This is a genomic window from Cupriavidus sp. BIC8F (assembly GCF_032465815.1).
Lineage (GTDB): Bacteria > Pseudomonadota > Gammaproteobacteria > Burkholderiales > Burkholderiaceae > Cupriavidus > Cupriavidus necator.
In genome coordinates this window covers 1,871,005-1,896,064 of sequence record NZ_CP136094.1, presented here as the reverse complement: position 1 = coordinate 1,896,064, position 25,060 = coordinate 1,871,005, and the positions used below count along the sequence as shown (strand labels likewise).

Sequence of the window (25,060 nt, the reverse complement as noted above, 5' to 3'; positions counted from 1 at the left end):
ATGTCGCAACCCATGACCGACTCGCTGCTGATCGAACTGTTCACCGAAGAACTGCCACCCAAGGCGCTGGGACGCCTGGGCGACGCCTTCGCGCAGGGCCTGTTCGCCGGCCTGGGCGAGCGCGACCTGCTTGAGCCGGGCGCCACCGTGACGCCGTTCGCCACCCCGCGCCGCCTGGCCGCGCTGGTGGCGGGCGTGCGCCGCAGCGCGCCGGACCGCGAGCAGCGCGAGAAGGTCCTGCCGCTGTCGGTGGCGCTGGACGCCAACGGCGAGCCCACCGCGCCGCTGGCCAAGAAGCTGGCCGCGCTGGCCAAGTCGGTCGGCGTCGCCGAGATCGACTGGCAGTCGCTGGAGCGCGCCTCCGACGGCAAGGCCGAGGCCTTCTTCTACCGCTATACCGCACGCGGCGCCGAACTCGCTGCCGCGGTGCAGGCAGCGCTGGAAGACACCATTGCGAAGCTGCCGATCCCCAAGGTCATGAGCTACCAGCGTCCGGACGGCAGCACGGTGCATTTCGTGCGCCCGGCGCACAGCCTGATCGCACTGTTCGGCGCCGAGATCCTGCCGGTGACGCTGCTGGGGCTTCAGGCCAGCAACCTGACCCAAGGCCACCGTTTCCTGTCGCACGGCAGGATCGAGATCGCGCATGCCAATGACTATGCGCAGCAGCTGGAGTCCGCCGGCCACGTGGTGGCCAGCTACGCCGAGCGCCGCGAGCGCATGCGCACCGCGCTGCTCAAGGAAGCCGGCGCCGACCAGGTGATCATGCCCGATTCGCTGCTCGATGAAGTCAACTCGCTGGTGGAATGGCCGGTGGTCTATGCCTGCCATTTCGAGGAAGCCTTCCTGGCGGTGCCGCAGGAATGCCTGATCCTGACCATGCAGACCAACCAGAAGTACTTTGCGCTGACCGATGCCGACGGCCACCTGCGCAACCGCTTCCTGATCGTGTCGAACCTGGCCACCGAGACACCACAGTCGATCATCACCGGCAACGAGCGCGTGGTGCGCCCGCGCCTGGCCGATGCCAAGTTCTTTTTCGACCAGGACCGCAAGAAGACGCTGGCATCGCGCGTGCCGCAGCTGGCCAGCGTGGTCTACCACAACAAGATCGGCACCCAGCTGGACCGCGTGCAGCGCCTGCAGCAGATCGCCGGCCATATCGCCGATGCGCTCAACGACAGCGGCGTGCCCACCGACAAGGCCGCCGCGATGCGCGGCGCCGAGCTGGCCAAGGCCGACCTGCTGACCGACATGGTCGGCGAGTTCCCCGAGCTGCAGGGCACCATGGGCACGTACTACGCCCGCCACGACGACGAGGCCGAAGACGTGGCACTGGCCTGCTCCGAACACTACCGTCCGCGCTTTGCCGGCGATGCGCTGCCCGCGGGCGCGGTCAGCACCGCCGTGGCGCTGGCCGACAAGCTCGAGACCCTGGTCGGGATCTGGGGCATCGGCCTGCAGCCCACCGGCGAGAAGGACCCGTTCGCGCTGCGCCGCCATGCGCTGGGCATCCTGCGCATGCTGATCGAAAAGCCGCTGGCGCTGTCGCTGTCGTCGCTGCTGGCGCTGACGCAGCAGGCCTTTGCCGGCATCGCTGCAGTCAAGCCGGCACCCGAGGCCATTGCCGACTTCCTGTACGACCGCGTGCGCGGCTACCTGAAGGACAAGGGCTACACCACCAACGAAGTCGAGGCCGTGGTCAGCCTGCGCCCGGACCAGCTGCACGACATCCTGGGCCGCATGGAGGCAGTGCGCACCTTTGCCGCGCTGCCCGAGGCCGAGGCCCTGGCCGCCGCCAACAAGCGCATCACCAACATCCTGCGCAAGAACACGGAGCCGGTCGGCGCCGTCGATCCGGCGCTGTTCCAGGAAGAGGCCGAAGGCGCGCTGCACGCCGCCATCGAGCGCGTGCGCCCGGCCGTGGAAGCAGCCTTCGCCAGCGGCGATTTCACCGCCGCGCTGCGCGACCTGGCCCAGCTGCGCGATGCCGTCGACCGCTTCTTCAATGATGTGATGGTGATGGCCGAGGATGCGCAGCTGCGCGCCAACCGCCTGGCGCTGCTGGCTTCGCTGCATGCGATGGCCAACCGCGTGGCCGACATCTCCAAGCTGGCCGCCTGATCCCAGCCACCGGAGCCGCACATGCCGCAGACGCCGCCCAAGTTTGTCATCCTGGACCGCGACGGGGTGGTCAACCTCGACAGCGACCAGTTCATCAAGACGCCCGATGAATGGGTGCCGATCGACGGAAGCCTGGAGGCCATCGCCGCGCTGAACCAGGCCGGCTACCGCGTGGTCCTCGCCAGCAACCAGTCCGGCATCGGCCGCGGGCTGTTCGAGATGAGCGCGCTCAACGCCATGCACGAGAAGATGCACACGTTGCTCGCGCGCCTGGGCGGGCGCGTCGACGCGGTGTTCTTCTGCCCGCATACCGCCGCGGACGGTTGCGACTGCCGCAAGCCCAAGCCGGGCATGCTGGAGCAGATCAGCGAGCGCTTCGGCATCGAGCTCCGCGGCGTGCCCATCGTTGGCGATTCGTTGCGCGACCTGGAAGCCGGCGTGGCAGTTGGCTGCGCGCCGCACCTGGTGCGCAGCGGCAAAGGCCAGAAGACCTTCGACCAGGGTGGCCTGCCGCCGGGCACGCAGGTACACGACGACCTGCGCGCGTTTGCACGCTGGCTGACCGGCAACGGCGGCGCACAGCGCCCGCCCACTCATAGCGCCGGCTGACCACCCGCATCCATTCCCTATTCGCGCCCCCCGCATGACGTTTCTTCGTTCCCTGTTGTTTGCGCTGTACCTGCTGGTGCTGACGCCGCCGTACGCCTGCGCCTGCTTCCTGGTGTTCCCGTTCATGAATGCCGACCAGCGCTTCCGCTTCGTGCGCGGCTGGCCCTTGCTGGTGATCTGGGCCGCGCGCGGCATCTGCGGCATCCAGTACCGCATCGAAGGCCATGAGCATATGGACGTGATGCTCGACAAGCCGGTGGTGCTGCTGTCCAAGCACCAGTCGGCCTGGGAAACCGTGGCCTACGTGGCGCTGATGCCCAAGCCGCTGTGCTTCGTGTTCAAGCGCGAGCTGCTGCTGGTGCCGTTCTTCGGCTGGGCGCTGGGCATGCTGAAGATGGTCCATATCAACCGCAAGGAAGGCACCCGCGCCTTCGCCTCGGCCGCGCGCCAGGGCCGCGAGCGGCTGGCCGAAGGCGCCTGGATCATCATGTTCCCGGAAGGCACGCGTACGCCTTCGGGCCTGGAGAAGGCGCGCTACAAGAGCGGCGGCGCGCGCCTGGCGGTGGAAACCGGCGCCTGGGTGCTGCCGATGGCGGTCAACTCGGGCCGGGTGTGGCCGCGCAATTCGTTCCTGAAGCACCCGGGCATGGTGACGATCTCGGTCGGCCCGGCGATCGCCTCGGCCAACAAGACCGCGGACCAGCTCAACCAGGAGGTGGCGGAATGGATCGAGCGCGACATGCGCCGCATCGATCCGCAGAGCTACCGGGGCGCGGCTCCGGGCGGGCCCGCCGCATGAAGCTGCTGCGACCTGACGCCGACGGCGCGCAGCTGGACCTGCCGCTGGCGGAGTCCGCCCAGGCGACGCAGCCAGCGGCCCCGCTTGTGCAAGAGCCCCCGCAGCAGCCCGCATGGCCGGTGCCGCAACCCAACGCACGCCTGCTGCGTATCGGCGAACGGCCGCTGCACTACACGCTCAAGCGCTCGGCGCGCCGCACCATCGGCTTCACCATCGACGACCGCGGCCTGTCGATCACGGCGCCGCGCTGGGTCACGCTGGCGGACATCGAGTCGGCCATCCTGGAAAAACAGCGCTGGATCTTCAACAAGCTGGGCGAGTGGCGCCACCGCGAGTCGCGCCGCATCCTGCCCACGGTGCAATGGCGCGACGGCGCCAGCCTGCCCTTCCTGGGGCAGCCGCTGACGCTGTCGCTGGAGTCGCCGCTCGGCGCGCTGCTGTTCGATGCCGACCGCCGCGTGCTGCACCTGGCGCTGCCGGGCCATGCCGACGAGCAGCAGATCAAGGACCGCGTGCAGGGCTGGCTGCAGCAGCAGGCGCGCCGGCTGCTGGCCGAGCGGCTCGATATCTATGCCGACAAGCTGGGCGTGCGCCACACCGGCTTTGCGCTGACCTCGGCCGCCACACGCTGGGGCAGTTGCACCGCCGACGGCAAGATCCGGCTGAACTGGCGCTTGATGCATTTCCCGCTGTCGATGATCGACTATGTCGCCGCGCACGAGCTGGCGCACCTGAAGGAAATGAACCATGGCCCGCGCTTCTGGCAGACCGTGGAATCGATCTTCCCCGAGTTCCGCGATGCGCGCGCGCAACTGCGGGCACACCCGCCCGAGCTGTTGCCAACCTTCTGAGCGGGCGGGAGCGGGCCGGTACGTTTCGGCCAAACGCACTAAAATGGCGCCTTCCTATACCTAAAACAGTTGAAGGCCCTCAAATGCGACTCCTCCACACCATGCTGCGCGTCGGCGACATGCAGCGCTCTATCGATTTCTACACCCGCGTGCTCGGCATGCAGCTGCTGCGCCAGAGCGACAACCCTGAGTACAAGTACCGCCTCGCCTTCGTCGGCTACGGGCCCGAGAGCGAGACCGCGGTGCTGGAGCTGACCTACAACTACGGCGTCGACCAATATGACCTGGGCACGGCCTACGGCCATATCGCGCTGGAAACCGACAATGCCGCGGCCGCCTGCGAGCGCATCCGCGCCGCCGGCGGCAAGGTCGCGCGCGAAGCCGGCCCGGTCAAGGGCGGCACCACCGTGATCGCCTTTGTCGAAGACCCGGACGGCTACAAGATCGAGCTGATCGAGCGCCATACCACCCGCGACGCCAGCCGTCCCTGACGGACGCTGGCCATGAGCACGCAAACCCTGGCCCGGCAGCCGCTCGACGGCATCGCCGTGGGCCTGATGGTGGTGCTGTGCGCCGCCTGGGGCCTGCAGCAGGTGGTGATCAAGGTCACCGCGCCGCTGATGGGCGCGGTGCTGCAGGCCGGCGTGCGCTCGGCAGTGGCGGCGTTGCTGGTGTTCGGCTTTGCCGCCTGGCGCGGCACGCCGCTGTGGCGGCGCGACGGCACGCTGAACGCCGGCTTGCTGGCCGGGCTGCTGTTCGGCGCGGAGTTCTTCTGCATCTTCGTCGGGCTGGGCCACACGACCGCCTCGCGCATGGCGGTGTTCCTGTACACCGCGCCGATCTTCACCGCGCTGGGACTGCATTTCGTGGTGCCGGGCGAGCGGTTGCACACCGGGCAATGGCTGGGCGTGGCGCTCGCGTTCGCGGGCATGGCGCTGGCCTTTGCCGATGGCATTGCCGCGCCGTCGGCGCAGGCCAGCACGCTGCTGGGCGATGCGCTTGGCATCCTCGCCGGCGCACTGTGGGCCGCCACCACCGTGGTGGTGCGCGCCAGCCCGCTGGCCAGCGCCCCGGCCAGCAAGACCCTGCTGTACCAGCTGGCGGTGTCCGCGGTGATGCTGCTGGCGATGGCGGTGGCCGCCGGCCAGACCGCAACCGTGCAGATCGACGGAGTGGTGCTGGCGAGCCTGTTCTACCAGTCAGTGCTGATCGCGTTTGCCAGCTACCTGACCTGGTTCTGGCTGCTGCGGCGTTACCTGGCGTCGCGGCTGTCGGTGTTTTCCTTCCTGACGCCGCTGTTCGGGGTCGCCTTCGGCGTGGTGCTGATGCGCGATGCGGTGGGCCCGCGCTTTGCCGTGGCGGCACTCCTGGTGCTGGCCGGCATCGCGCTGGTCAATCGCCGCGCCTGAGCGGCGCGGCTACCGTAATACGGCGGCGGCCGAAGCCGCCGCTGCCTGACGCTCAGCGGCGTGCCTCGAACGAGAACATGCCGAGCGCGTCGCGCACTTCGTCCAGCGTCTGCTGGGTCAGTGCGCGCGCCTTCGCGGTGCCCTGGCGCAGGATGTCGAACACGTAGTCCGGATCCTTGGCCAGTTCTTCGCGGCGCGCGCGGATCGGGGCCAGCATGTCCTGCAGGACGCCCTCGACGCGGCGCTTGAGCACCATGTCGCCCAGGCCGCCCTTCTGGTAATGCTCCTTCAGCGCCTTGACTTCCTCGGTGTTGGGGTCGAACGCATCCAGGTAGGTGAACACCACGTTGCCCTCGACCTGGCCCGGGTCCGACACGCGCAGGTGGTTGGGGTCGGTGTACATGCTGTGCACCGCGGCCTTGATCTGCTCGGGCGAGGCCCCCAGCGCGATCGCGTTGCCGAGCGACTTGCTCATCTTGGCTTTGCCGTCCACACCAGGCAGGCGGCCGAACTCGGGGATCAGGGCCTTGCATTCGGGCAGCACTTCGCGGCCAACCTGGTGGTTGATGCGGCGCACGATCTCGTTGGTCTGCTCGATCAGCGGCGCCTGGTCTTCGCCCACCGGCACTACGTGGGCCTTGAAGGCGGTGATGTCCGCGGCCTGCGATGCCGGGTAGCACAGGAAGCCGGCTGGGATGTCGCGGCCAAAGCCACGCGCCTGGATCTCTTCCTTGATGGTCGGGTTGCGCTCAAGCCGCGCCACCGTGACAAAGTTCAGGTACATCAGCGTCAGCTCGGCCAGCGCCGGCAGGTGCGACTGCACGGTGATGGTGGTCTTGGCCGGGTCGATGCCCACGGCCAGGTAGTCCAGCGCCACTTCCAGCACGTTGCGGCGCACCTTGTCGGGATCGTGCGCGTTGTCGGTCATGGCCTGGGTGTCAGCCAGCAGCACGTATTGCTCATGCGAATCCTGCAGCACCACGCGGCTCTTCAGCGAGCCGACATAGTGGCCAAGGTGCAGCGGGCCGGTGGGACGGTCGCCGGTCAGGATCACGGGACGCCGGTTGGTTTGGGTCTGGGCTGTCATGGGACGGTCTTGCACGAAATAGTCGCGGGAAATTCGGGATTCGGGAATCGGGTTGCACGGGCCTCAGGCGGCCTGTCCGGCCTGGCCGGATGGCGGCGTACCACCCAGGCGCCGGGCCAGTTCGACATACTCGCCAACGGGCACTTCCTCGGCGCGGCGGCCAAGGTCGAAGCCCATCGCATCGAAGTCGACCTGGTCGCGCAGGAACGAGAGCGTGTTGCGCAGCACCTTGCGCCGCTGCGAGAACGCCGCGGTGACCACGTCGCCCAGCACGGTGATGTCGCAATCGGCATGCGGCGAACGCAGCCGGCCGTCGAGGTGGCGCGGCCAGGGGATCATGCGCACCACGGCGGAATCGACCTTGGGCGGCGGGTTGAAGCTGCCCGGCGGCACGTCGAGCACATGCTCCATGTAGTAGCGGACCTGCAGCATGATCGACAGCCGGCCGAAGGCCTTGCTGCCGGGCTCGGCCACCATGCGCTCCACCACTTCCTTCTGCAGCATGAAGTGCTGGTCGCGCACCTGGTCGGCGAAGTCCATCAGGTGGAACAGCAGCGGGCTGGAAATGTTGTACGGCAGGTTGCCGACGATGCGCAGCGGCCGCCCCGGCACCTCCAGCTTGCCGAAGTCGAAGTCCAGCGCGTCGCCGGCGTGGACCTGCAGACGCTCGCCGTAGCGGCGGCGCAGGCGCTCGACCAGGTCGCGGTCGAGTTCCACCACCTGCATCTGCGGGATCCGTTCGAGCAGCGGGGTGGTCAGGGCACCCAGGCCGGGACCGATCTCGACCAGCACGTCGTCGGCCTGCGGGCTGATGGCATTGACGATGCCGTGGATGACGGTGTCGTCGACCAGGAAGTTCTGCCCGAATCGTTTGCGGGCCACATGGCCCTGGTGCACGTTTGAACGCATGGGTTATTCGTCCAGCTTCAGCATGGCGGCTGCGGGCCGGAATGGGTGTGGCCAGGATGGCTGCCCGTGGCACCGTTGCTGCCAGGGCGCCGGCCATTGGCGTGGCCGGCCATGATGACCGCACTGCGGATGGCCTCGATCATGCTGCCGTGTTCGGCCTGGCCGGTGCCGGCAAGGTCGAGCGCGGTGCCATGGTCCACCGAGGTGCGGATAAAGGGCAGCCCCAGCGTGATATTCACGCCGTGGCCGAAGGTGCCGTATTTCAGTGGCGCCAGCCCCTGGTCATGGTACATCGCCAGCACGCAGTCGGCATCGCGCAGGTGGCGCGGCTGGAACAGCGTGTCGGCCGGAAAGGGTCCGCGCGCGTCGATGCCGGCATCTTTTGCCTGCGCCAGCGCGGGCATGATGATGTCGATCTCTTCGCGGCCCATATGGCCGCTTTCGCCGGCGTGCGGGTTCAGGCCCGTGACCAGGATGCACGGCCGCGCGATGCCGAAGTAGCGGCGCAGGTCGGCATCGATGATCGACAGCGTCTGCACCAGCATTGGCACGGACAGCGCATCGGGCACCGCGCGCAGCGGCAGGTGGGTGGTGGCCAGCGCCACGCGCAGCATGGCCCCGTCGTGCGCGGGCTGCGGGCCGGCCAGCATCATCACCACGCGCGGCACGCGGGCGCTGTCGGCCAGGTATTCGGTATGGCCGGTGAAGGGCACGCCGGCGTCGTTGATGGTGCTCTTCTGCACCGGCGCCGTGATCATTGCGGCATACCGGGGCGCTGCCTTGCCGCGCGCGCGGCAGCCGCGGATGGCGGCATCGAGCAGCTTCAGCACATAGGGGCCGTTGCGCGCGTCGAGCCGCCCGGCCTCGCACGCGACTGCCAGCGGGATGTCCTCGACGACCACGTCGCCGTCGGCAATGCGCCGCTCCCAGGCGTGCGTGGCGCCCAGCGCCGCGGCGCGATCGGCCAGCAGGCGGGCATCGCCCAGCACATGGAAGCGGTATTGCCCGCCACCGACGCCATTGTTGGCGCCCGCCAGCTGCAGCAACGCCCCGATGGTGATATCGGGACCGATGCCGGCGGGTTCTCCGGTCGAGATGGCTAGGGCTAGCGGGTCGGGCATGTCAGGTCAGCCGATCGGGGGCCGGCGCTTCAGCGCTGCCGGTTGATCCGGTACTCCACATACGCCTGCGAACGCAGCTGGCGCACCCAGTCATCATAGGCTGCGCGCAGCTTCTGTTCGCGGACTTCGGCACGGGCGAAGTCGCGCTGCTTCTCGGGCGACATCTCGGTCTCGCGCCGGTTGAGCACCTGGATCAGGTGCACGCCGAACTGCGTGACCACCGGCTCCGAGATCTCGTTCGGGCGCAGGCGGCTCATGGCCTGCTCGAACTCGGGCACCAGCTCGCCCGGCGACACCCAGCCGAGGTCGCCGCCGTTCTGCGCCGAGCCGTCCTGCGAGAAGCGCTTGGCGGCGTCGGCAAAGTCGCCGCCGTGGGTGATGCGGTCGCGCAGCGTGCCGAGCTGGCGGCGCGCCTCGGCCTCGGGCATGTTGGGGCCGGTGCGGATCAGGATGTGGCGCACCTGGGTCTGGGTGATCTTCGAGGCCGCGGCCGGGCTGGATGCCGGCGCCGCGCGCTTGGCCACCAGCTTGACCACATGGAAGCCCGCGGCGCTTTCCACCACCTGCGGCGCCACTGCGCCAGCCTGCAGGTCGACCACGGCGTTGGCGAACTGTACCGGCAGGCGGCCGATCTCGCGGAAGCCCATGGCTCCGCCCTGGGCCGCCTCGGCGCCCTCGGAATTGGCCTGTGCCAGCTGCGCGAAGTCGGCACCGCCCTGGGCCTGCCTGAGCAGCCCTTCGGCCTTGGCGCGCTGCGCCTGCTTCTGTGCGTCCGAGGCATTCTCGGGCACGCGCACGAGGATCTGCGCCACGTTGTATTCGGTCGGGCCGCTGGCGGCGCCCTGGCCGCCGCGGGCCGCCAGGTAGTTGTCGATCTCGCCGTCGTAGACCTGCACCTTGGAGTCGACCTCGCGCTCGCGCAGGCGGATCACCTGCACCTGCTTGCGCAGCTCTTCGCGGTACTTGGTCCAGGTCATGCCGCTGGCCTCGACGCGGCGACGCAGCTCGGTCGCGTTCAGCCGGTTCTGCTGCGCCACCGATTCAATGGCGCGGTCGATTTCCTGGTCGGTCACGCGGATGCCGGCATCCTGTGCGGCCTGGGTCTGCACGCGCTCCATCACCAGGCGCTCGAGCACCTCGCCCAGCAGGTCGGCGCGCGCGGGCACCGGGCGGCCGGCGGTACGCAGCTGGCCTTCGATTTCGTCGGCACGGTCGAGCAGCTCGCGCCGCGTGATCACGCTGTTGTTGACGACCGCAACCACTTCGTCGACCAGTTGCGAACGCTTCTGGCCGCCGGCCGGCGGCACGCCCAGCTTGGGCTGGCTCGACGGCGCCGCGACGTCAGACGCCTGCGGCACGAAGATGCCGGTGGAGCGCGGCGCCGTCCCGGGCGCCTTGAGCTGCGCGGCAGCCGGCACCGCCATGGCGGCCAGCACGGCCGGCAGCAGCAAGCGGTGCCAGGACGTCAGGAGAAAGGAAAACACGGCAAATTCTTGACGTTTCATCGTAATCCGTCATTCATAGTGATCGAACTGGGTCGTCGGCACCGGCTTGGCCGATACGGGCTCATAGCCCGGCACGTTCAGGCGCAGGATGTTCAACGGGTTGGAACCGATCTTGGAAAGGCCACGGAACTCCACCTGCAGGAAGACCCGCCCGGTGTAGCCATTCGTGGTGTTGCGGAAGCGCTGGTAGACCACGCGGCCAACCCAGCAGTCGGCGGCATACTCGACGCCCGCCAGCGCGTCGACCATCTGGCTTGCAGTCAGGTCGAAGGCAAAGCGTGCGATGCCGAAGGCACGGCGCGTGATCGGCCACTGGCTCGACACCTCGAACTGGTCGATCGCGGTGTTGTCGGTCACCGAGGTCGGGCGGCGGTAGCGGTAGCCAGCGTTAATCACCTTGCGCGACTCGGGCCGGTAAGAGAGCGCCACGTTGCCGTAGTTGATCCGGTCGCTGTCCGGGTTGTACTGCACGCCAGCGTCCAGGTAATAGCCGCGGAACATCTGGATAGTGGTAGCCGCCAGCAGGTCCGAGAAACCCGCCTTGGGATCCGCCAGCGTGCCGTTGATCTGCACGCGCTGGCCGGTGAAGTCGTAGCGCTGCGCGATGGTGCCGCGGAAGCGCTCGATGCCGGTGTCGGCTTCGATCAGGCGCGTGGTCAGGCCGCCGGTCAGCTTGTTGTTGTCGGCAATGCGGTCGTAGCCGGTGAAGGGGTTCTCGCTGAAGATCTGCCCGTAGCCGAAGTCCGACTGCACCGTGTCGAACAGCGGGAACTGGCTCTGGTCGCGGAACGGGGTGTACACATAGAACAGGCGCGGCTCGAGCGTCTGCACATAATTCACGCCAAACAGGCGGCTGACCGTCGGTGCCTCGCGCTCGAACGTCATGCCTGAGTCCAGGCTCATGGTCGGCAGCACGCGCGAGAAGTTATTCTGCGCCGTAGGCGTGTTGGAGGCCGCCTCCATCTGGTACTGGGTCGCATTGAAGGTGACCTTCGGCGTCACGTACCAGCCCGCCCGCACGATCGGGTAGCTGATGCTCGGCTGGATATACATGCGCTCGCCCTGCGGCTGCTGGAAGCCGGTGGACGTCAGCGGAATGCGGAAGCGCGTGTAGTCCGCTTCCACCTGCACGTCGAAGCCGCCCAGGTCGTAGCGGATGTACTTGCCGTTGAGCTGCGGCACGCGCTCGTACGACGGCTCGCTGGGGCGCAGCGTCTGGAACTTCTGCACCCGCGCCAGCACCGTGAAATCCTGCCAGCTGTAGGTAACGCCGCCTTCCTGCAGGTACTGGCGTTGCGCGGACTGCGCAACGCTGCGGTTGAAGTCGTCCGGGTATTGGTCGTCCGATACCCGGTTCACGTTCAGGTAGGCATTAAGACCCTTGGCCAGGTTCTGGTTATGCTGGACCGAGTAGGCCCAGCGGTTCGAGTTGGTCTTCTTGTCGTCCGGCAGAAACTCGGCGCGCAGGCGCCCGTTGTAGCCCTGGCCAAGGTAACGGTACTCACCGCCGAGCTGCAGGCCGCGCTCCGTCATCAGACGCGGATAGATGGTCAGGTCGCGGTTCGGCGCAATGTTGACGTAGTACGGCGTGGTCAGGTCGAAGCCCGAACGCGAGCTGTAGCCCATCAGCGGCGCCAGGAACCCGCTGCGGCGCTCGTCGTTCAGCGGAAAGCTGAACGCCGGCGCCGCCGCGATCGGCACGCCGAAGAAGTTCAGCACGCCGCCGTAGGCCACGCCCACCTGGCGGTCGTTGTCCAGGTCGATCCGGTTCGCGCTGAAGTACCAGTCGGCGTTGTCGGGCGAGCAGGTGGTGTACGACGCGTGCCTGGCGGTGCTGCGGTCCTTGTCCAGGAAGTCGATGCGCTCGGCCTTGCCCGTGCCTCCGGTCTGCTGGAAATAATAGTCCGGCGACAGCATGTAGCCTTCGTTGGCCTCGACTTTCATCCGCGCCTCGGGGCCGACCGCCAGCGTGCCGCTGCGCGACATCCGTACATTGCCCTGCGCGAAGGCTTCGTCGGTGTCCTGGTCGTAGGTCAGCTTGTCGCCCTTGATCGCACCGCCGTCACGGCGCAGCTCGGCATGGCCTTCCAGCTCGACGCCACGCTCGCTGTAGCCGGTCATGCGGTCGGCCTCGATAAAGGTCGGGCCGCCGGGGCCGGCGTCTGACTGTTTGCCGGGTTCGGCAAGCCGCGGCACCAGTTCGCCGGACTCCACCGGAAGCGGCGGCGCTTTCGGCGCGGCTTCGAACACCGGCTCGACCTGGTCGAGATCGGGGATCGCCGAACCGGACATCTGGGCGTGTGCGCCGGCCGACAGGCTGGCCATGGCCAGCACCAGCGGCCGCAGCGCGCCCGCGTGCAGGCCGCCGGCGCGCCTGGCTCGGGCAGGAACGCTGGTTGGGGCAGGCGAAGGCAAGGCCCTGTTGTTCGGTGATCGTCGTTGTTCGGTCATTCGCACGGGTTGTCAGTCTCGGCGTCGGCTGCGGCCCGCCTGCAAGCCGCCAGCCCCTGCCGGAGCAGGCTGCGGGGCACCGAATGGCCCCTCCCGGGGGCCACCCGGCGCCCGGGTCTGGTCGGGTATTATACGGGGCAACCTAGGGTCCCCTTCCCGCTTACTTTCGGTTTCATTTCCACTCTGCGCCCGTTCCCCACACGTATCTGTATGGCAGCTCTCCCCCACGACCCGCGCCTGGACCAGCTCAAGGCCTGGGTATCCGGACTCGGCCCGGCATGGTCCGCCGATCCCGATTCCTGCGCCCCCGCCTCGGCCGACGCCAGCTTCCGGCGCTATTTCCGCGTCAGCACCGGCCATCCGGCGCATCCCACGGCCATCGTGATGGACGCCCCGCCGGCGCACGAGGACTGCCGCCCGTTCATCCATGTGTGCGGGCTGTTCGGCGCGGCCGGCGTGACCGTGCCGACCGTGCTGGCGCAGGACCTGGAGCAGGGTTTCCTGCTGCTGGCCGACCTTGGCGACCAGACCTACCTGTCGCGGCTCGATGATTCCACCGCCCACGGCATGTACGCCGACGCAGCCGCCGCGCTGGTCCGCATCCAGGCCGCCACCCGCCCCGGCGAACTGCCGGCCTACGACCGCGCGCTGCTGCAGCGCGAACTCGACCTGTTCCCGCAGTGGTACGTGGCCAGGCACCTGGGCGCCACTCTGACCGAGGCCCAGCAGGCTGACCTGCATGAAGTGACGGAAACGCTACTCGCGAATATTCTCGCGCAGCCGCAGGTCTACGTGCACCGCGATTTCCACTCGCGCAACCTGATGGTGCTCGACGGCGGCGCCAACCCCGGTGTGCTCGACTTCCAGGACGCGGTGACCGGCCCGATCACCTACGACGCGGTCTCGCTGTGGCGCGACGCCTATATCGAATGGGACGAGGAGCAGCAACTGGACTGGCTGATCCGCTACTGGGAGCGCGCGCGCAAGGCCGGCCTGCCGGTCAACGCCGACTTTGGCGAGTTCTATCGCGACTTTGAATGGATGGGCCTGCAGCGCCACCTCAAGGTGCTGGGCATCTTCGCACGGCTGTACCACCGCGACGGCAAGGACGGCTACCTGGCCAACCTGCCGCTGGTGATGAAGTACACCCGCCAGGTGGCCGGCCGCTACACCGAACTGCGCAAGCTGATCCGGCTGCTGGACGCGCTCGAAGGCGTGGCCAGCCCGGCAGGCTACACGTTCTGACGCCGTGCCCGACAACGAGCCAGTTCTGCCCGACCACCACGCGCCCGCCATCACTGCCGCCGGCGAATGGCTGGCCGGCGCGCGCGCGCTCGCGCCGATGCTGCTGGGCGTGGTGCCGTTCGGCCTGATCTACGGCGTGCTGGCCGTCGGCGCCGGCATGCCGGCGTGGCTGGCCTGCGCGATGAGCGTGGTCGTGTTCGGCGGCGCCTCGCAGATGATCCTGACCCAGTTGTGGACCGCCGGCACCCCGGCAGTGGTGATCACGCTGACGGTGGCCATGGTCAACCTGCGCCACGCGCTGTATTCCGCCACCATCGCGCCCACGCTCGCGCACCTGCCGCGGCGCTGGAAGGCGCTGATCGCCTACCTGCTGACCGACGAAGCCTTTGCCGCGATGACGCACCGGCTTGGCGACAGCGGCCCGCGCGCCCGCTACCGCCACTGGTACTACTTCGGCGGCGGCTTCGCGCTGTGGGCCAGCTGGCAGCTGTCGACGCTGGCCGGCGTGCTGGTCGGCGCCCAGGTGCCGCGCCACTGGCCGCTCGATTTCTTCCTGCCGCTGACCTTCATCGGCATCATCGTGCCGGGACTGAAGCACCGCTCGCAAGTGGCCGCGGCGCTGGCCGCCAGCGTGCTGGCGGTGGCCTGTTACAGCCTGCCGCACAAGCTCGGGCTGATGGTGGCGGCGCTCGGCGGCATTGCCGTGGGCATGCTGGTGCTGGGCCGCGGCAACCGCCCCGGGCAACGCCCGGCCAGCCGTGGCGCCGATGCCACGCCAGGCGGGTCCGCCGGCAAGGGGGCCGCATGAGTGCGATGACCCTGCTGTGGGTCTTCCTTGCCGCGGGCCTGGCGACCTTCCTGATCCGCCTGTCGTTCATCGCCGTGGAAGGCCGCGTGCGGCTGCCGTCGTGGTTCCGCACCGCGCTGCAGTTCGTGCCGGCAGCGATGCTGTCGGCGCTGATCGCCCCTGACCTGCTGATGCAGCATGGCGAGCTTGCCCTCACCCCGGCCAACGCGCGGCTGGTGGCCGGCGTGGTGGCCATCCTGATCGCCGCTCGAACCCGCAGCGTGGGCTGGACCATCGCCGGTGGCATGGCCGCGCTGCTTGCCCTGGAGGCTCTCTTCTGATGAAGGCCATGATCTTCGCCGCCGGCCGCGGCGACCGCATGCGTCCGTTGACCGATACCTGCCCCAAGCCGCTGCTGGCGGTGGGCGGCAAGCCACTGATCGTCTGGAAGATCGAGGCGCTGGCGCGTGCCGGCCTGCGCGACATCGTCATCAACCATGCCTGGCTGGGCGGACAGATAGAAGCCGCGCTGGGAGACGGCAGCCGTTTCGGCGTGCGGCTGGCCTATTCTGCCGAGGGCACTGCGCTGGAAACCGCCGGCGGCATAGCACAGGCCCTGCCGCTGCTGTCCGCGCACCCGGAGCGCGGCGAGATCTTCGTGGCCGTGTCGGGCGACATTTTCTGCGACTACGACTTCCGCAGGCTGTTACTTCGCGCGCACGACATGGCCGGCGCGCCCGCCCCACGCATGCACCTGGTGATGGTGCCCAACCCGGATTTTCACCCGAACGGCGACTTCACCTTGGAACCGAACGGCCTGCTGACGCTCGACGGGACCCTGGCCAACGGTGGCGAACGGCTGACATTCGGCAATATCGGCCTGTACGACACGCGCCTCTTCACCGCAATCGAGCCTGGCACCAAAATGCCGATGACACCCTACTACTGGGAGGCCATCGAGGCCGGCGCCGCTACCGGCGAACGCTTCGACGGACGCTGGGAGAACGTGGGCACGCCGGCGCAGCTGGCCGAGCTGGATGCGGCGCTTGCGGCATCAGCGCCTGTGGCGGCGCACGGGCGCTAAGCCGACTGACTGGGCAGGCTGACAAGGCGCCCGGAAGATCCCGCGGCCAGCAAGGCGCCAGCGGCGGTAGAATCGGCCTGATCCTCCTCATCCCAGGCCCTACCATGTCCTCACCCGACAACGCCCTCCTCGCCGCCTGCCGCGACCGCCGCGCCCGTGTGCTGCAGCACCTGCGCGCCGGTGGCGGCGGCGTGGCGATCCTGCCCACGGCGCCGGAAGCCATGCGCAACCGCGACAGCGACTACCCATACCGGCACGACAGCTATTTCTATTACCTGAGCGGCTTTACCGAGCCCGAGGCCGTGCTGGTGCTGGTGGCCGGCGCGCCGGGCGACCCCGCTGACGCCGACCGCAGCATCCTGTTCTGCCGCCCCAAGCATGAAGAGCGCGAGATCTGGGACGGTTTCCGTTTCGGCCCGGAAGGCGCGCGCGCCGCGTTCGGCTTCGATGAAGCGCATTCGGTCGAAGAGATCGATGCCGCGCTGCCCCCGCTGCTGGCCAACCGCGCGCAGATCGCCTACCCGCTGGCCGACTCGACCCGCACCGACGTGCAGATGCGACGCTGGCTGGACGCCGTGCGCATGCAGGGCCGCGCCGGGGTGGCCGCGCCGTCGGTTGCGCTCGACATCCGCACCCTGCTCGATGAAATGCGCCTGTTCAAGGATGCGGGCGAACTGGCCACCATGCGCCGCGCGGCGCAGATCTCCGCCGGGGCCCATGTGCGGGCCATGCAGGCCACCCGCGCCGGGCTGCGTGAATACCACCTGGAAGCAGAGCTGCTCTATGAATTCCGCCGCCATGGCGCGCAGAGCGTGGCCTATAACTCGATCGTCGCGGCCGGCCCCAACGCCTGCGTGCTGCACTACCGCGCCGGCCCCGCCGAACTGCGGGACGGCGACCTCTGCCTGATCGATGCCGGCTGCGAATTCGACGGCTACGCCTCGGACATCACCCGCACCTTCCCGGTCTCGGGCCGCTTCTCGCCGGCGCAGCGAGAGCTGTATGACCTGGTGGTGGCCGCGCAGGACGCCGCCATCGCCGAGACCCGCGCCGGCGTGCCCTACAACGTGCCGCATGACGCCGCCGTGCGCGTGCTGGCGCAGGGCATGCTCGATACCGGCCTGCTCGACCGCAACAAGGAAGGCACGCTCGACGACGTGCTCGCCAGCGGCAGCTACCGCCGCTTCTACATGCACCGTACCGGCCACTGGCTTGGCATGGATGTCCATGACGTGGGCGAGTACCGCGTGGCCAGCCACGGCGGCGAGGGCGAGCGCCCGTGGCGGCCGCTGCAGCCGGGCATGGTGCTGACCATCGAGCCCGGCATCTATGTGCGTCCGGCCGAGGACGTGCCCGAGCGCTACTGGCATATCGGCATCCGCATCGAGGACGACGCCGTGGTCACCGACGGCGGCTGCGAGCTGATCACGCGCGGCGTGCCGGTGCTGGCCGACGAGATCGAGGCGCTGATGCGCGATAACGCAAATGCTGCCGGAGGTCTGCGATGATCGGCTGGCTGCGCAGGATCTTTCCGGGCCAGGCCCGCAGCGGCAGCAATGCTGGCAGCACCCGCCGGCCCGATCCGTCCGAACCCTTCATCATCAACCTGTACGAGGACCGCGTGGTGGTGCACCGCCCCGACGGCCAGCGCGAGGAAGTCGCCTGGGACGCGCTCGAGCGCGTGGTGGTGCGGGTGTCCGACCGCGCGCCCTGGGCCGGCACGGCCTGGCTGATCCTGATCGGCACGCCCGATTCGGGCCAGGGCTGCGTGGCGCCGCTCAATGCCGCCAACCATGTGGCACTGCTGGAGCAGCTGCGCGCACTGCCGGGCTTCAACCACCAGAAGCTCGAGAACGCGCTGCGCGACGCCGCGGCGGGCAAGTCGCGCTCGGATGCGATCTGCTGGAAGCGCGATGCGGCAGCACAACCGCAGGCGGATGCGGGTCATGCGGGAGGCAGCGACGATGCCGGCGGCGCAGCGTGATTTCCACGGCCTTTGCGATATCGCCATCGTCGGCGGCGGCCCGGTCGGGCTGGCGCTGGCCTGCCAGCTGCTGCGCACTACCGACTGGCGCCTGACGCTGGTCGATGCCGCCACCCCGGCGCGCGCCGCGCGCGATCCGCGCGCGATCGCGCTGTCGCATGGCAGCCGCCAGCTGCTGGAGCAGATCGGCGCCTGGCCGGTGCCCGGCAGCCCGATCGAGCACATCCATGTCTCGCAGCGCGGCCGCTTCGGCCATGTCCGGCTGCACCATGACGACTACGGCGTGCCGGCGCTCGGCTACGTGGTGCGCTACGGCGACTTGTGCGAGGCACTGGAGCGCGCGCTCGCCCATGCCGCGCAGGCGGCGGGCGAAGGCCGGCTGCAGCGCGTGTTCGAGACCCGCATCGACCAGATCGCACAGGATCCCGCGCCGCGCGCCGCGGACGACCCCGATGCCGGCACCGTGCAGCTGGCCGGCACCGGCCACGACGGCCAGGTGGCGCACCTGGCCGCGCGCCTGGTGGTGCAGGCCGAGGGCGGGTTGTTCCACCAGCAGGCCGCCCACCAGGGCCGCGGCGCACGCACGCGCGACTACCGCCAGACCGCGGTGATCGCCCATGTGGCCTGCTCGCGCCCGCAGCCGGGCTGGGCCTGGGAGCGCTTTACCGAGGAAGGCCCGCTGGCGCTGCTGCCGCACGAGGAGCACGGCGTGCCGGGCTATGCGCTGGTGTGGTGCTGCCCGCCGGACCAGGCCGCGCGGCGCATCGCGCTCCCGGAAGCCGAGTTCGCGGCGGAACTGGGCCGGGCCTTCGGCGACCGCATGGGCCATTTCACGCTGGCCGGCAAGCGCCATGCCTTCCCGCTCGGCCTGAATGCCGCACCGGTGACCGTCAACGGCCGCGTGGCGGCGGTCGGCAATGCCGCGCAAACGCTGCACCCGGTGGCCGGACAGGGGCTCAACCTGGGCCTGCGCGACGCCTTCGCGCTGGCCGATTCGCTGCGCAGCGCCTGCACGCCGCAGGCGCTGCAAGCCTTTGCCAGCCGCCACCGGCTCGACCGCGCCGTCACCATCGGCGTGACCGACCTGCTGCCGCGCGTGTTCGGCATCGCCTACCCGCTGGCCGCGCACGCGCGGGGCGCGTCGCTGGCCGCGCTGGCCTGCCTGCCGCCGCTGCGGCATGCGCTGGCGCGCCACATGATGTTCGGAATGCGCCACTGACCTCAGGCAGTGGCGCAAGCGCCACGCGCGTGGCGGCGTTTGCGCCACGGCCCCTGCCCGGATGCGCTGCGGATGCTCAAATCTTGGGCAATGGCGACGGTTTGGCGGTAGAATCCTGCCCTCGCACATGTCCCGATCCAACGCCGGCAGCAGTATCGGCAGGGGCATGTTTTTCCGTTTCGTCTTCCGTCTCAGAGCGGGCTGTCCCGATCCCTTCCCTGGCGCCATCCGCGCCGCGAGGGCGCTACGGTCACCGGGACAGCCTCTCAGAACCGCCGCCCAATCGTGCAGATCGGACCTCACCAACTCCGCAACAACCTGTTTGTCGCCCCGATGGCGGGCGTGACGGACCGCCCCTTCCGCCAGCTGTGCAAGCAGCTCGGCGCGGGCTATGCGGTGTCGGAAATGGTGGCGTCCAACGCACAGCTGTGGAAGAGCGAGAAGACCATGCGCCGCGCCAACCATGCCGGCGAGGTCGAGCCCATCGCCGTGCAGATCGCCGGCGCCGAGCCGTCGATGATGGCCGAGGCCGCGCGCTACAACGTGGACCGCGGCGCGCAGATCATCGACATCAACATGGGCTGCCCGGCCAAGAAGGTGTGCAACGTCGCCGCCGGCTCGGCCCTGCTGCAGAACGAGCCGCTGGTGGTGCGCATCGTCCAGGCCGTGGTCGGCGCGGTGGGCGACCGGGTGCCGGTCACGCTGAAGATCCGCACCGGCTGGAACCGCGAGAACCGCAATGCGCTGCGCGTCGCGCGCATGGTCGAGGACGCGGGCATCAGCATGCTGACCATCCACGGCCGCACCCGCGCCGACCTGTACCACGGCGACGCCGAGTACGAGACCATTGCCGCGGTCAAGGCAGCGGTCTCGATCCCGGTGGTCGCCAACGGCGACATCACCACGCCGCAGAAGGCAAAGCAAGTGCTGGCGCTGACCGGCGCGGACGCGATCATGATCGGCCGCGCGGCACAGGGCCGGCCCTGGCTGTTCCGTGAGATCGAGCATTTCCTGAAGACCGGCGAGATGCTGCCGTCGCCGGAAGTGGCCGAGATCCGCGCCATCATGAATGCGCACCTGGAAGACCACTACGCCTTCTATGGCGAATTCACCGGTGTGCGCACCGCGCGCAAGCATATTGCCTGGTACACGCGCGGGCTGCGCGGCGCCAACCTGTTCCGCCACCGCATGAACACGCTGGAGAGCACCGGCGGGCAACTGGCGGCGGTCAATGCCTTCTTCGACGAGCAGGCGCAGATCTCTGACCGGCTGGTGTACGTGGACGACGCAGCACAAGACCAAGACGAAGCGAACAACAACAAAAACGGGGAGTTGCTTGCCGCATGAGCCGCAACGCTATCGACCAGTGCATCCGGGAAAGCCTGGATACGTACTTTCGCGACCTGGACGGCGAAGAGCCGTCCAATATGTACAACATGGTGCTCGAGGCGGTCGAACGGCCGCTGCTGGAAGCCGTGATGGTGCGCGCCGAGCGCAACCAGTCGCTGGCGGCCGCCTACCTGGGCATCAATCGCAATACGCTGCGCAAGAAGCTGCAGCAGCACGGTTTACTTTGAATTTGAAGCGTCTCCCACAGCCATGATCAAGCAAGCCCTACTCTCCGTTTCCGACAAGACCGGCATCGTCGATTTCGCGCGCGAACTGAACGCGCTCGGCGTCACGCTGCTTTCCACCGGCGGCACCGCCAAGCTGCTGGCCGACAGCGGCCTGCCCGTGACGGAGGTGGCCGACTACACCGGCTTCCCTGAAATGCTTGACGGCCGCGTCAAGACTCTGCACCCGAAGGTGCACGGCGGCATCCTGGCGCGCCGCGACCTGCCCGAGCATATGGCCGCGCTGGCCGAGCACGACATCCCGACGATCGACCTGCTGGTGGTGAACCTGTACCCGTTCCAGCAGACCGTGGCCAAGGATGACTGCACCCTGCCTGACGCGATCGAGAACATCGACATCGGCGGCCCGACCATGCTGCGTTCGGCGGCCAAGAACCATCGCGACGTGACCGTGATCGTCGACCCGGCCGACTACGCCGTGGTGCTCGATGAAATGCGCGCCAACGCCAACAGCGTCGGCTACGACACCAATTTCCGCCTGGCCACCAAGGTGTTCGCGCACACCGCGCAGTACGACGGCGCCATCACCAACTACCTGACCAGCCTGGGTGCCGACAAGTCGCACCAGGCGCGCAGCGCCTACCCGCAGACGCTGAACCTGGCCTTCGACAAGGTGCAGGAAATGCGCTACGGCGAGAACCCGCACCAGTCGGCCGCGTTCTACCGCGACCTGAAGGCCGTGGACGGCGCGCTGGCCAACTACGTGCAGCTGCAGGGCAAGGAGCTGTCGTACAACAACATCGCCGATGCGGACGCGGCCTGGGAATGCGTCAAGTCGTTCGACGCCGCCAACGGTGCCGCCTGCGTCATCATCAAGCACGCCAACCCATGCGGCGTGGCGCTGGGCGCGAATGCGCTCGAAGCCTATGACAAGGCCTTCAAGACCGATTCGACCTCGGCCTTCGGCGGCATCATCGCCTTCAACGTCGAACTGGACGAGACCGCCGCGCAGGCGGTGGCCAAGCAGTTCGTTGAAGTGCTGATCGCCCCGTCGTTCAGCGCCGGCGCGCGTGCCGTGTTCGCGGCCAAGCAGAACGTGCGCCTGCTGGAGATCCCGCTGGGCAAGGGCATCAACCAGTATGACTTCAAGCGTGTCGGCGGCGGCCTGCTGGTGCAGAGCCCGGACGCCAGGAACGTGCAGCCGTCCGAGCTGCGCGTGGTGACGCGCCGCCACCCGACGCCGAAGGAAATGGACGACCTGATGTTCGCCTGGCGCGTGGCCAAGTTCGTCAAGTCCAACGCCATCGTGTTCTGCGGCGGCGGCATGACGCTGGGCGTGGGCGCGGGCCAGATGAGCCGCGTGGATTCGGCCCGCATCGCCAGCATCAAGGCGCAGAACGCCGGCCTGACGCTGGCCGGCTCGGCAGTGGCCTCGGACGCGTTCTTCCCGTTCCGTGACGGCCTGGACGTGGTGGTCGACGCGGGCGCGACCTGCGTGATCCAGCCGGGCGGCTCGATGCGCGACGACGAAGTGATCGCCGCCGCCGACGAGCGCGGCATTGCCATGGTGGTGACCGGCACGCGCCACTTCCGCCACTAAGCACTGGCTGGCTTGTGGTCTTGCCTGGCAAGACCGCCGGCTCCCGAAGCGGTTTTGTTCTCCTGCAAGGGAAAGCGAAACCGCTTTTTGCATTAGGTGCCGGCGCAAAAAGCAATACACTAGGGCCTGTTCACCCTACCCACCCAATGCGAATCCTAGGCATCGACCCCGGCCTGCGCACCACCGGCTTCGGCGTGATCGAGAAGCACGGCAACAAGCTTGCCTACGTAGCCTCGGGCACGATCAAGAGCGACGGCAATTCAACCCTGCCGGAACGGCTGAAGACGCTCTACGACGGCATCAGCGAAGTGTCGCGCACCTATGCACCCGACTGCGCGGCAATCGAGAAGGTCTTCGTTAACGTCAACCCGCAGTCCACGCTGCTGCTCGGCCAGGCCCGCGGCGCGGCAATCTGCGGGCTGGTGGGCTACGGCTTGCCGGTGTTCGAGTACACCGCGCTGCAGCTGAAGGTGGCGGTGGTCGGCTATGGCCGCGCCAACAAGGCGCAGGTGCAGGAAATGGTGACGCGGCTCCTGATGCTGCCCGGCCAGCCCGGCAGCGATGCGGCCGATGCGCTCGGCGTGGCGATCTGCCATGCCAACGGCGGCGATACCCTGGGCACGCTGGCGGGCCTGGCGCCCGACCTGGTGCGCAAGGGCATGCGCGTGCGGCGCGGGCGGCTGGTCGGCTGAGCGCACTGGCAGGATACGGCTTGCGCCGCGCTGGCTTTCCCGTCTTTTACAATCGGGGATTCGTCTCACCATAGGAAAGCTGCATGCCTAGCCAGTCCCGACTGAGCGCGCCGCGCTCGCGCGCCGCCGGCCTCTTCCCTGTTCTTGCCGCCTCCCGACGATGGCTGTTCCCGGCCGCCGCGGCCTGCGCCGTGCTGGTCGCCGGCTGCGCCACCGCGCCGCGCCCGAAGCCCGCCTCGCCGGCGCCAGCGCCCGCGCCGAGCGCCGCGCCTCCGGCCGGCTCCGCCGCCCAGCCCCGGCCGCTGGTGATCGCCCACCGCGGCGCCAGCGCGCTGCGCCCCGAACATACGCTTGCCGCCTACGCCAAGGCCATCGAGGACGGCGCCGACGCCATCGAGCCCGACCTGGTCATGACACGCGACGGCGTGCTGGTGGCGCGCCACGAGAACGACATCACCGGCACCACCAACGTGGCCGAACTGCCGCAGTTCGCCGAGCGCAAGCGCACCAAGGTGATCGACGGCGAGCGCCTGAGCGGCTGGTTCACCGAAGACTTCACGCTGGCCGAGCTCAAGACGCTGCGCGCGCGTGAGCGCATCCCGCGCCTGCGCCCGGACAATGCGCGCCTGAACGACCAGTTCGAGGTGCCGACCTTCGACGAGATCGTGCGCCTGGCCGAGCAGGCCGCGCTGCGCACCGGCAAGCCCATCGGCATCTACGCGGAACTGAAGCACCCGAGCTACTTCCGCGGCATCGGGCTGCCGCTCGAGGACAAGCTGGTGGCCGCGCTGCGGGCACAACCCTACCTGCGCAACGCACCCGTGTTTATCCAGTGTTTCGAGACCGGCAGCCTGCGCGCGCTGCGGCGCACGCTTGGCAGCGGGCTGCCCAACGTGAAGCTGGTGCAGCTCATCGGCAACCCGCGCAAGGGCCCGGCCGACTGGAAGCTGGCCGGCGACGGCCGCACCTTCGGCGACATGCTGGGCGCGACCGGCCTGCGCGAGGTGGCGGCCTATGCCGACGGCATCGGCCCCGAGAAGAGCAGCGTGGTGCCGCGCGACGCGCAGGGCGCGCTGGCTGCGCCGACGCCGGTGGTGCGCCAAGCGCATGCTGCCGGGCTGTTCGTCCATCCCTACACCTTCCGCCCGGAAAACAGCTTCCTGCCCAAGGCGCTGCAGACCGGCGGCGACGACACCACGCGCAGCCCGTCCGGCATGGAGCGGGAGGTGCAGGCCTTTATCGCGGCCGGCATCGACGGCTTCTTCACCGACGACCCGGCGCTGGGCCGGCGCGCGGTGGATACGCCGGCGCGCTGACCCGGCCGGGCGGCCGCTGGGCTACACTTGCGGCCGCCTCCTCCCTGACACCCCACCTTCCATTCCCTCCTCCGCACCATGATCGGACGCATCGCCGGCACCCTTATCGAGAAGAATCCCCCTCACCTGCTGGTCGATTGCCACGGCGTCGGCTACGAGGTGGACGTGCCGATGAGCACCTTCTACAACCTGCCCGCGATGGGCCAGCCGGTGACGCTGCTGACGCAGCTGATCGTGCGCGAGGACGCGCACCTGCTGTACGGCTTCGGCACCGCATCGGAGCGCAACACCTTTCGCGAGCTGATCAAGATCACCGGCATCGGCGCGCGCATGGCGCTGGCAGTGCTGTCGGGCATGTCGGTCCCCGAGCTGGCGCAGGCCATCACGCTGCAGGAAGCCGGCCGCCTCACGCGCATTCCCGGCATCGGCAAAAAGACCGCGGAGCGGCTGCTGCTGGAGCTCAAGGGCAAGCTGGGCGCGGAGCTGGGCCATGCGCCGGGCACGCCGGCGGTGCCGGACAGCGCCGTCGACGTGCTCAATGCGCTGCTGGCGCTGGGCTACTCGGAGAAGGAAGCCGCCTCCGCGATCAAGCAGGTGCCGGCGGGGACCGGCGTGTCGGAAGGCATCAAGCTGGCGCTCAAGGCATTGTCCAAGGCTTGAGACCTGCATAGGCGCGTAGAATGGCGGATTGTTG

At 68.9% G+C, this 25,060-nt stretch carries 24 protein-coding genes; 19 read left to right on the top strand and 5 right to left on the bottom strand.

Translation table 11 applies throughout. From position 1 onward, the window contains the following. From glyS to RS901_RS08915, 6 genes are all read left to right on the top strand, one after another. A complete protein-coding gene (gene glyS / locus RS901_RS08940) occupies positions 1-2,124 on the top strand; it encodes a glycine--tRNA ligase subunit beta (protein ID WP_316153020.1) in 2,124 nt (707 codons plus the stop codon). A gap of 21 nt (positions 2,125-2,145) precedes the next feature. Continuing rightward, a complete protein-coding gene (gene gmhB / locus RS901_RS08935; RefSeq protein WP_316153019.1) occupies positions 2,146-2,733 on the top strand; it encodes a D-glycero-beta-D-manno-heptose 1,7-bisphosphate 7-phosphatase in 588 nt (195 codons plus the stop codon). Between the two features lie 34 nt (positions 2,734-2,767). Then, complete coding sequence (locus RS901_RS08930) at positions 2,768-3,532, top strand: lysophospholipid acyltransferase family protein (protein ID WP_316153017.1); 765 nt, start codon at positions 2,768-2,770, stop codon at positions 3,530-3,532. Continuing rightward, complete coding sequence (locus RS901_RS08925; protein WP_316153016.1) at positions 3,529-4,383, top strand: SprT family zinc-dependent metalloprotease; 855 nt, start codon at positions 3,529-3,531, stop codon at positions 4,381-4,383. Before RS901_RS08930 ends, RS901_RS08925 begins: the two co-directional genes overlap by 4 nt. Positions 4,384-4,466: 83 nt before the next feature. Then, complete coding sequence (gloA, locus tag RS901_RS08920; protein ID WP_316153015.1) at positions 4,467-4,874, top strand: lactoylglutathione lyase; 408 nt, start codon at positions 4,467-4,469, stop codon at positions 4,872-4,874. A 12-nt stretch (positions 4,875-4,886) separates the two neighbouring features. Continuing rightward, complete coding sequence (locus RS901_RS08915) at positions 4,887-5,792, top strand: DMT family transporter (protein ID WP_316153014.1); 906 nt, start codon at positions 4,887-4,889, stop codon at positions 5,790-5,792. A 52-nt stretch (positions 5,793-5,844) separates the two neighbouring features. Here the strand turns inward: RS901_RS08915 and trpS are convergent, their stop codons facing one another. The 5 genes from trpS to lptD all read right to left on the bottom strand — a co-directional run bounded on the left by trpS (position 5,845) and on the right by lptD (position 12,865). After that, entirely contained in the window at positions 5,845-6,879 is a 1,035-nt protein-coding gene (trpS, locus tag RS901_RS08910) for a tryptophan--tRNA ligase (RefSeq protein ID WP_013955595.1), read from the bottom strand. Positions 6,880-6,942: 63 nt separating this feature from the next. Beyond that, positions 6,943-7,788: a 16S rRNA (adenine(1518)-N(6)/adenine(1519)-N(6))-dimethyltransferase RsmA gene (gene rsmA / locus RS901_RS08905; protein WP_316153013.1), complete on the bottom strand. Its 846-nt coding sequence runs from the start codon at positions 7,786-7,788 to the stop codon at positions 6,943-6,945. Positions 7,789-7,805: 17 nt separating this feature from the next. Then, positions 7,806-8,909 (bottom strand): 4-hydroxythreonine-4-phosphate dehydrogenase PdxA, encoded by a 1,104-nt coding sequence (gene pdxA / locus RS901_RS08900; RefSeq protein WP_316153012.1) that lies wholly within the window; start codon positions 8,907-8,909, stop codon positions 7,806-7,808. Positions 8,910-8,938: 29 nt separating this feature from the next. Beyond that, on the bottom strand, positions 8,939-10,414 hold the full coding sequence (locus RS901_RS08895) for a peptidylprolyl isomerase (RefSeq protein ID WP_316153010.1): 1,476 nt from the start codon (positions 10,412-10,414) through the stop codon (positions 8,939-8,941). Between the two features lie 9 nt (positions 10,415-10,423). Next, complete coding sequence (gene lptD / locus RS901_RS08890; RefSeq protein ID WP_316153008.1) at positions 10,424-12,865, bottom strand: LPS-assembly protein LptD; 2,442 nt, start codon at positions 12,863-12,865, stop codon at positions 10,424-10,426. A gap of 210 nt (positions 12,866-13,075) precedes the next feature. On the opposite strand from lptD, the gene RS901_RS08885 reads away from it, so the two are divergent. From RS901_RS08885 to ruvA, 13 genes are all read left to right on the top strand, one after another. Then, positions 13,076-14,110: an aminoglycoside phosphotransferase family protein gene (locus RS901_RS08885; protein ID WP_316153006.1), complete on the top strand. Its 1,035-nt coding sequence runs from the start codon at positions 13,076-13,078 to the stop codon at positions 14,108-14,110. A 4-nt stretch (positions 14,111-14,114) separates the two neighbouring features. After that, positions 14,115-14,918, top strand: coding sequence for an AzlC family ABC transporter permease (locus RS901_RS08880; protein WP_316153004.1), 804 nt, complete (start codon positions 14,115-14,117; stop codon positions 14,916-14,918). Beyond that, positions 14,915-15,238 (top strand): AzlD domain-containing protein, encoded by a 324-nt coding sequence (locus tag RS901_RS08875; RefSeq protein ID WP_010813881.1) that lies wholly within the window; start codon positions 14,915-14,917, stop codon positions 15,236-15,238. Before RS901_RS08880 ends, RS901_RS08875 begins: the two co-directional genes overlap by 4 nt. Beyond that, on the top strand, positions 15,238-15,981 hold the full coding sequence (gene murU / locus RS901_RS08870; RefSeq protein WP_316153001.1) for an N-acetylmuramate alpha-1-phosphate uridylyltransferase MurU: 744 nt from the start codon (positions 15,238-15,240) through the stop codon (positions 15,979-15,981). Before RS901_RS08875 ends, murU begins: the two co-directional genes overlap by 1 nt. A 104-nt stretch (positions 15,982-16,085) precedes the next feature. After that, a complete protein-coding gene (locus RS901_RS08865; protein ID WP_316152999.1) occupies positions 16,086-17,489 on the top strand; it encodes an aminopeptidase P N-terminal domain-containing protein in 1,404 nt (467 codons plus the stop codon). Beyond that, positions 17,486-17,965: a hypothetical protein gene (locus RS901_RS08860; RefSeq protein WP_316152997.1), complete on the top strand. Its 480-nt coding sequence runs from the start codon at positions 17,486-17,488 to the stop codon at positions 17,963-17,965. Before RS901_RS08865 ends, RS901_RS08860 begins: the two co-directional genes overlap by 4 nt. Further along, positions 17,946-19,184: a UbiH/UbiF/VisC/COQ6 family ubiquinone biosynthesis hydroxylase gene (locus RS901_RS08855; RefSeq protein ID WP_316153436.1), complete on the top strand. Its 1,239-nt coding sequence runs from the start codon at positions 17,946-17,948 to the stop codon at positions 19,182-19,184. Before RS901_RS08860 ends, RS901_RS08855 begins: the two co-directional genes overlap by 20 nt. A 285-nt stretch (positions 19,185-19,469) precedes the next feature. After that, positions 19,470-20,531, top strand: a complete 1,062-nt coding sequence (dusB, locus tag RS901_RS08850; protein WP_316152994.1) for a tRNA dihydrouridine synthase DusB — start codon at positions 19,470-19,472, stop codon at positions 20,529-20,531. After that, the gene (locus RS901_RS08845; RefSeq protein ID WP_010813887.1) at positions 20,528-20,761 is read left to right on the top strand and encodes a Fis family transcriptional regulator; all 234 of its coding nucleotides are present in this window, start codon (positions 20,528-20,530) and stop codon (positions 20,759-20,761) included. Before dusB ends, RS901_RS08845 begins: the two co-directional genes overlap by 4 nt. A gap of 22 nt (positions 20,762-20,783) precedes the next feature. Further along, the gene (gene purH / locus RS901_RS08840; RefSeq protein ID WP_114134925.1) at positions 20,784-22,358 is read left to right on the top strand and encodes a bifunctional phosphoribosylaminoimidazolecarboxamide formyltransferase/IMP cyclohydrolase; all 1,575 of its coding nucleotides are present in this window, start codon (positions 20,784-20,786) and stop codon (positions 22,356-22,358) included. Between the two features lie 146 nt (positions 22,359-22,504). Next, positions 22,505-23,050: a crossover junction endodeoxyribonuclease RuvC gene (gene ruvC, locus RS901_RS08835; protein ID WP_078195302.1), complete on the top strand. Its 546-nt coding sequence runs from the start codon at positions 22,505-22,507 to the stop codon at positions 23,048-23,050. A gap of 83 nt (positions 23,051-23,133) precedes the next feature. Continuing rightward, positions 23,134-24,366, top strand: a complete 1,233-nt coding sequence (locus tag RS901_RS08830; protein ID WP_316152987.1) for a glycerophosphodiester phosphodiesterase — start codon at positions 23,134-23,136, stop codon at positions 24,364-24,366. A gap of 78 nt (positions 24,367-24,444) precedes the next feature. Then, positions 24,445-25,026 carry a Holliday junction branch migration protein RuvA gene (gene ruvA / locus RS901_RS08825; protein WP_316152986.1) on the top strand — a complete coding sequence of 194 codons (582 nt, stop codon included), beginning with the start codon at positions 24,445-24,447 and terminating at the stop codon, positions 25,024-25,026. Positions 25,027-25,060 lie beyond the last annotated feature (34 nt).

Excerpts from the sequence above, each read along its gene's own strand:
- RS901_RS08925 (WP_316153016.1), top strand. The coding sequence starts at position 3,529 with ATGAAGCTGCTGCGACCTGACGCCGACGGCGCGCAGCTGGACCTGCCG.
- RS901_RS08915 (WP_316153014.1), top strand. The coding sequence starts at position 4,887 with ATGAGCACGCAAACCCTGGCCCGGCAGCCGCTCGACGGCATCGCCGTG.
- RS901_RS08885 (WP_316153006.1), top strand. The coding sequence starts at position 13,076 with ATGGCAGCTCTCCCCCACGACCCGCGCCTGGACCAGCTCAAGGCCTGG.
- glyS (WP_316153020.1), top strand. The coding sequence starts at position 1 with ATGTCGCAACCCATGACCGACTCGCTGCTGATCGAACTGTTCACCGAA.
- purH (WP_114134925.1), top strand. The coding sequence starts at position 20,784 with ATGATCAAGCAAGCCCTACTCTCCGTTTCCGACAAGACCGGCATCGTC.
- pdxA (WP_316153012.1), bottom strand. The coding sequence starts at position 8,909 with ATGCCCGACCCGCTAGCCCTAGCCATCTCGACCGGAGAACCCGCCGGC.
- RS901_RS08860 (WP_316152997.1), top strand. The coding sequence starts at position 17,486 with ATGATCGGCTGGCTGCGCAGGATCTTTCCGGGCCAGGCCCGCAGCGGC.
- RS901_RS08865 (WP_316152999.1), top strand. The coding sequence starts at position 16,086 with ATGTCCTCACCCGACAACGCCCTCCTCGCCGCCTGCCGCGACCGCCGC.
- RS901_RS08855 (WP_316153436.1), top strand. The coding sequence starts at position 17,946 with ATGCCGGCGGCGCAGCGTGATTTCCACGGCCTTTGCGATATCGCCATC.
- ruvA (WP_316152986.1), top strand. The coding sequence starts at position 24,445 with ATGATCGGACGCATCGCCGGCACCCTTATCGAGAAGAATCCCCCTCAC.
- RS901_RS08830 (WP_316152987.1), top strand. The coding sequence starts at position 23,134 with ATGCCTAGCCAGTCCCGACTGAGCGCGCCGCGCTCGCGCGCCGCCGGC.
- trpS (WP_013955595.1), bottom strand. The coding sequence starts at position 6,879 with ATGACAGCCCAGACCCAAACCAACCGGCGTCCCGTGATCCTGACCGGC.
- RS901_RS08875 (WP_010813881.1), top strand. The coding sequence starts at position 14,915 with ATGAGTGCGATGACCCTGCTGTGGGTCTTCCTTGCCGCGGGCCTGGCG.
- ruvC (WP_078195302.1), top strand. The coding sequence starts at position 22,505 with ATGCGAATCCTAGGCATCGACCCCGGCCTGCGCACCACCGGCTTCGGC.
- gmhB (WP_316153019.1), top strand. The coding sequence starts at position 2,146 with ATGCCGCAGACGCCGCCCAAGTTTGTCATCCTGGACCGCGACGGGGTG.
- murU (WP_316153001.1), top strand. The coding sequence starts at position 15,238 with ATGAAGGCCATGATCTTCGCCGCCGGCCGCGGCGACCGCATGCGTCCG.
- RS901_RS08895 (WP_316153010.1), bottom strand. The coding sequence starts at position 10,414 with ATGAAACGTCAAGAATTTGCCGTGTTTTCCTTTCTCCTGACGTCCTGG.
- rsmA (WP_316153013.1), bottom strand. The coding sequence starts at position 7,788 with ATGCGTTCAAACGTGCACCAGGGCCATGTGGCCCGCAAACGATTCGGG.
- gloA (WP_316153015.1), top strand. The coding sequence starts at position 4,467 with ATGCGACTCCTCCACACCATGCTGCGCGTCGGCGACATGCAGCGCTCT.
- lptD (WP_316153008.1), bottom strand. The coding sequence starts at position 12,865 with ATGACCGAACAACGACGATCACCGAACAACAGGGCCTTGCCTTCGCCT.
- RS901_RS08845 (WP_010813887.1), top strand. The coding sequence starts at position 20,528 with ATGAGCCGCAACGCTATCGACCAGTGCATCCGGGAAAGCCTGGATACG.
- RS901_RS08930 (WP_316153017.1), top strand. The coding sequence starts at position 2,768 with ATGACGTTTCTTCGTTCCCTGTTGTTTGCGCTGTACCTGCTGGTGCTG.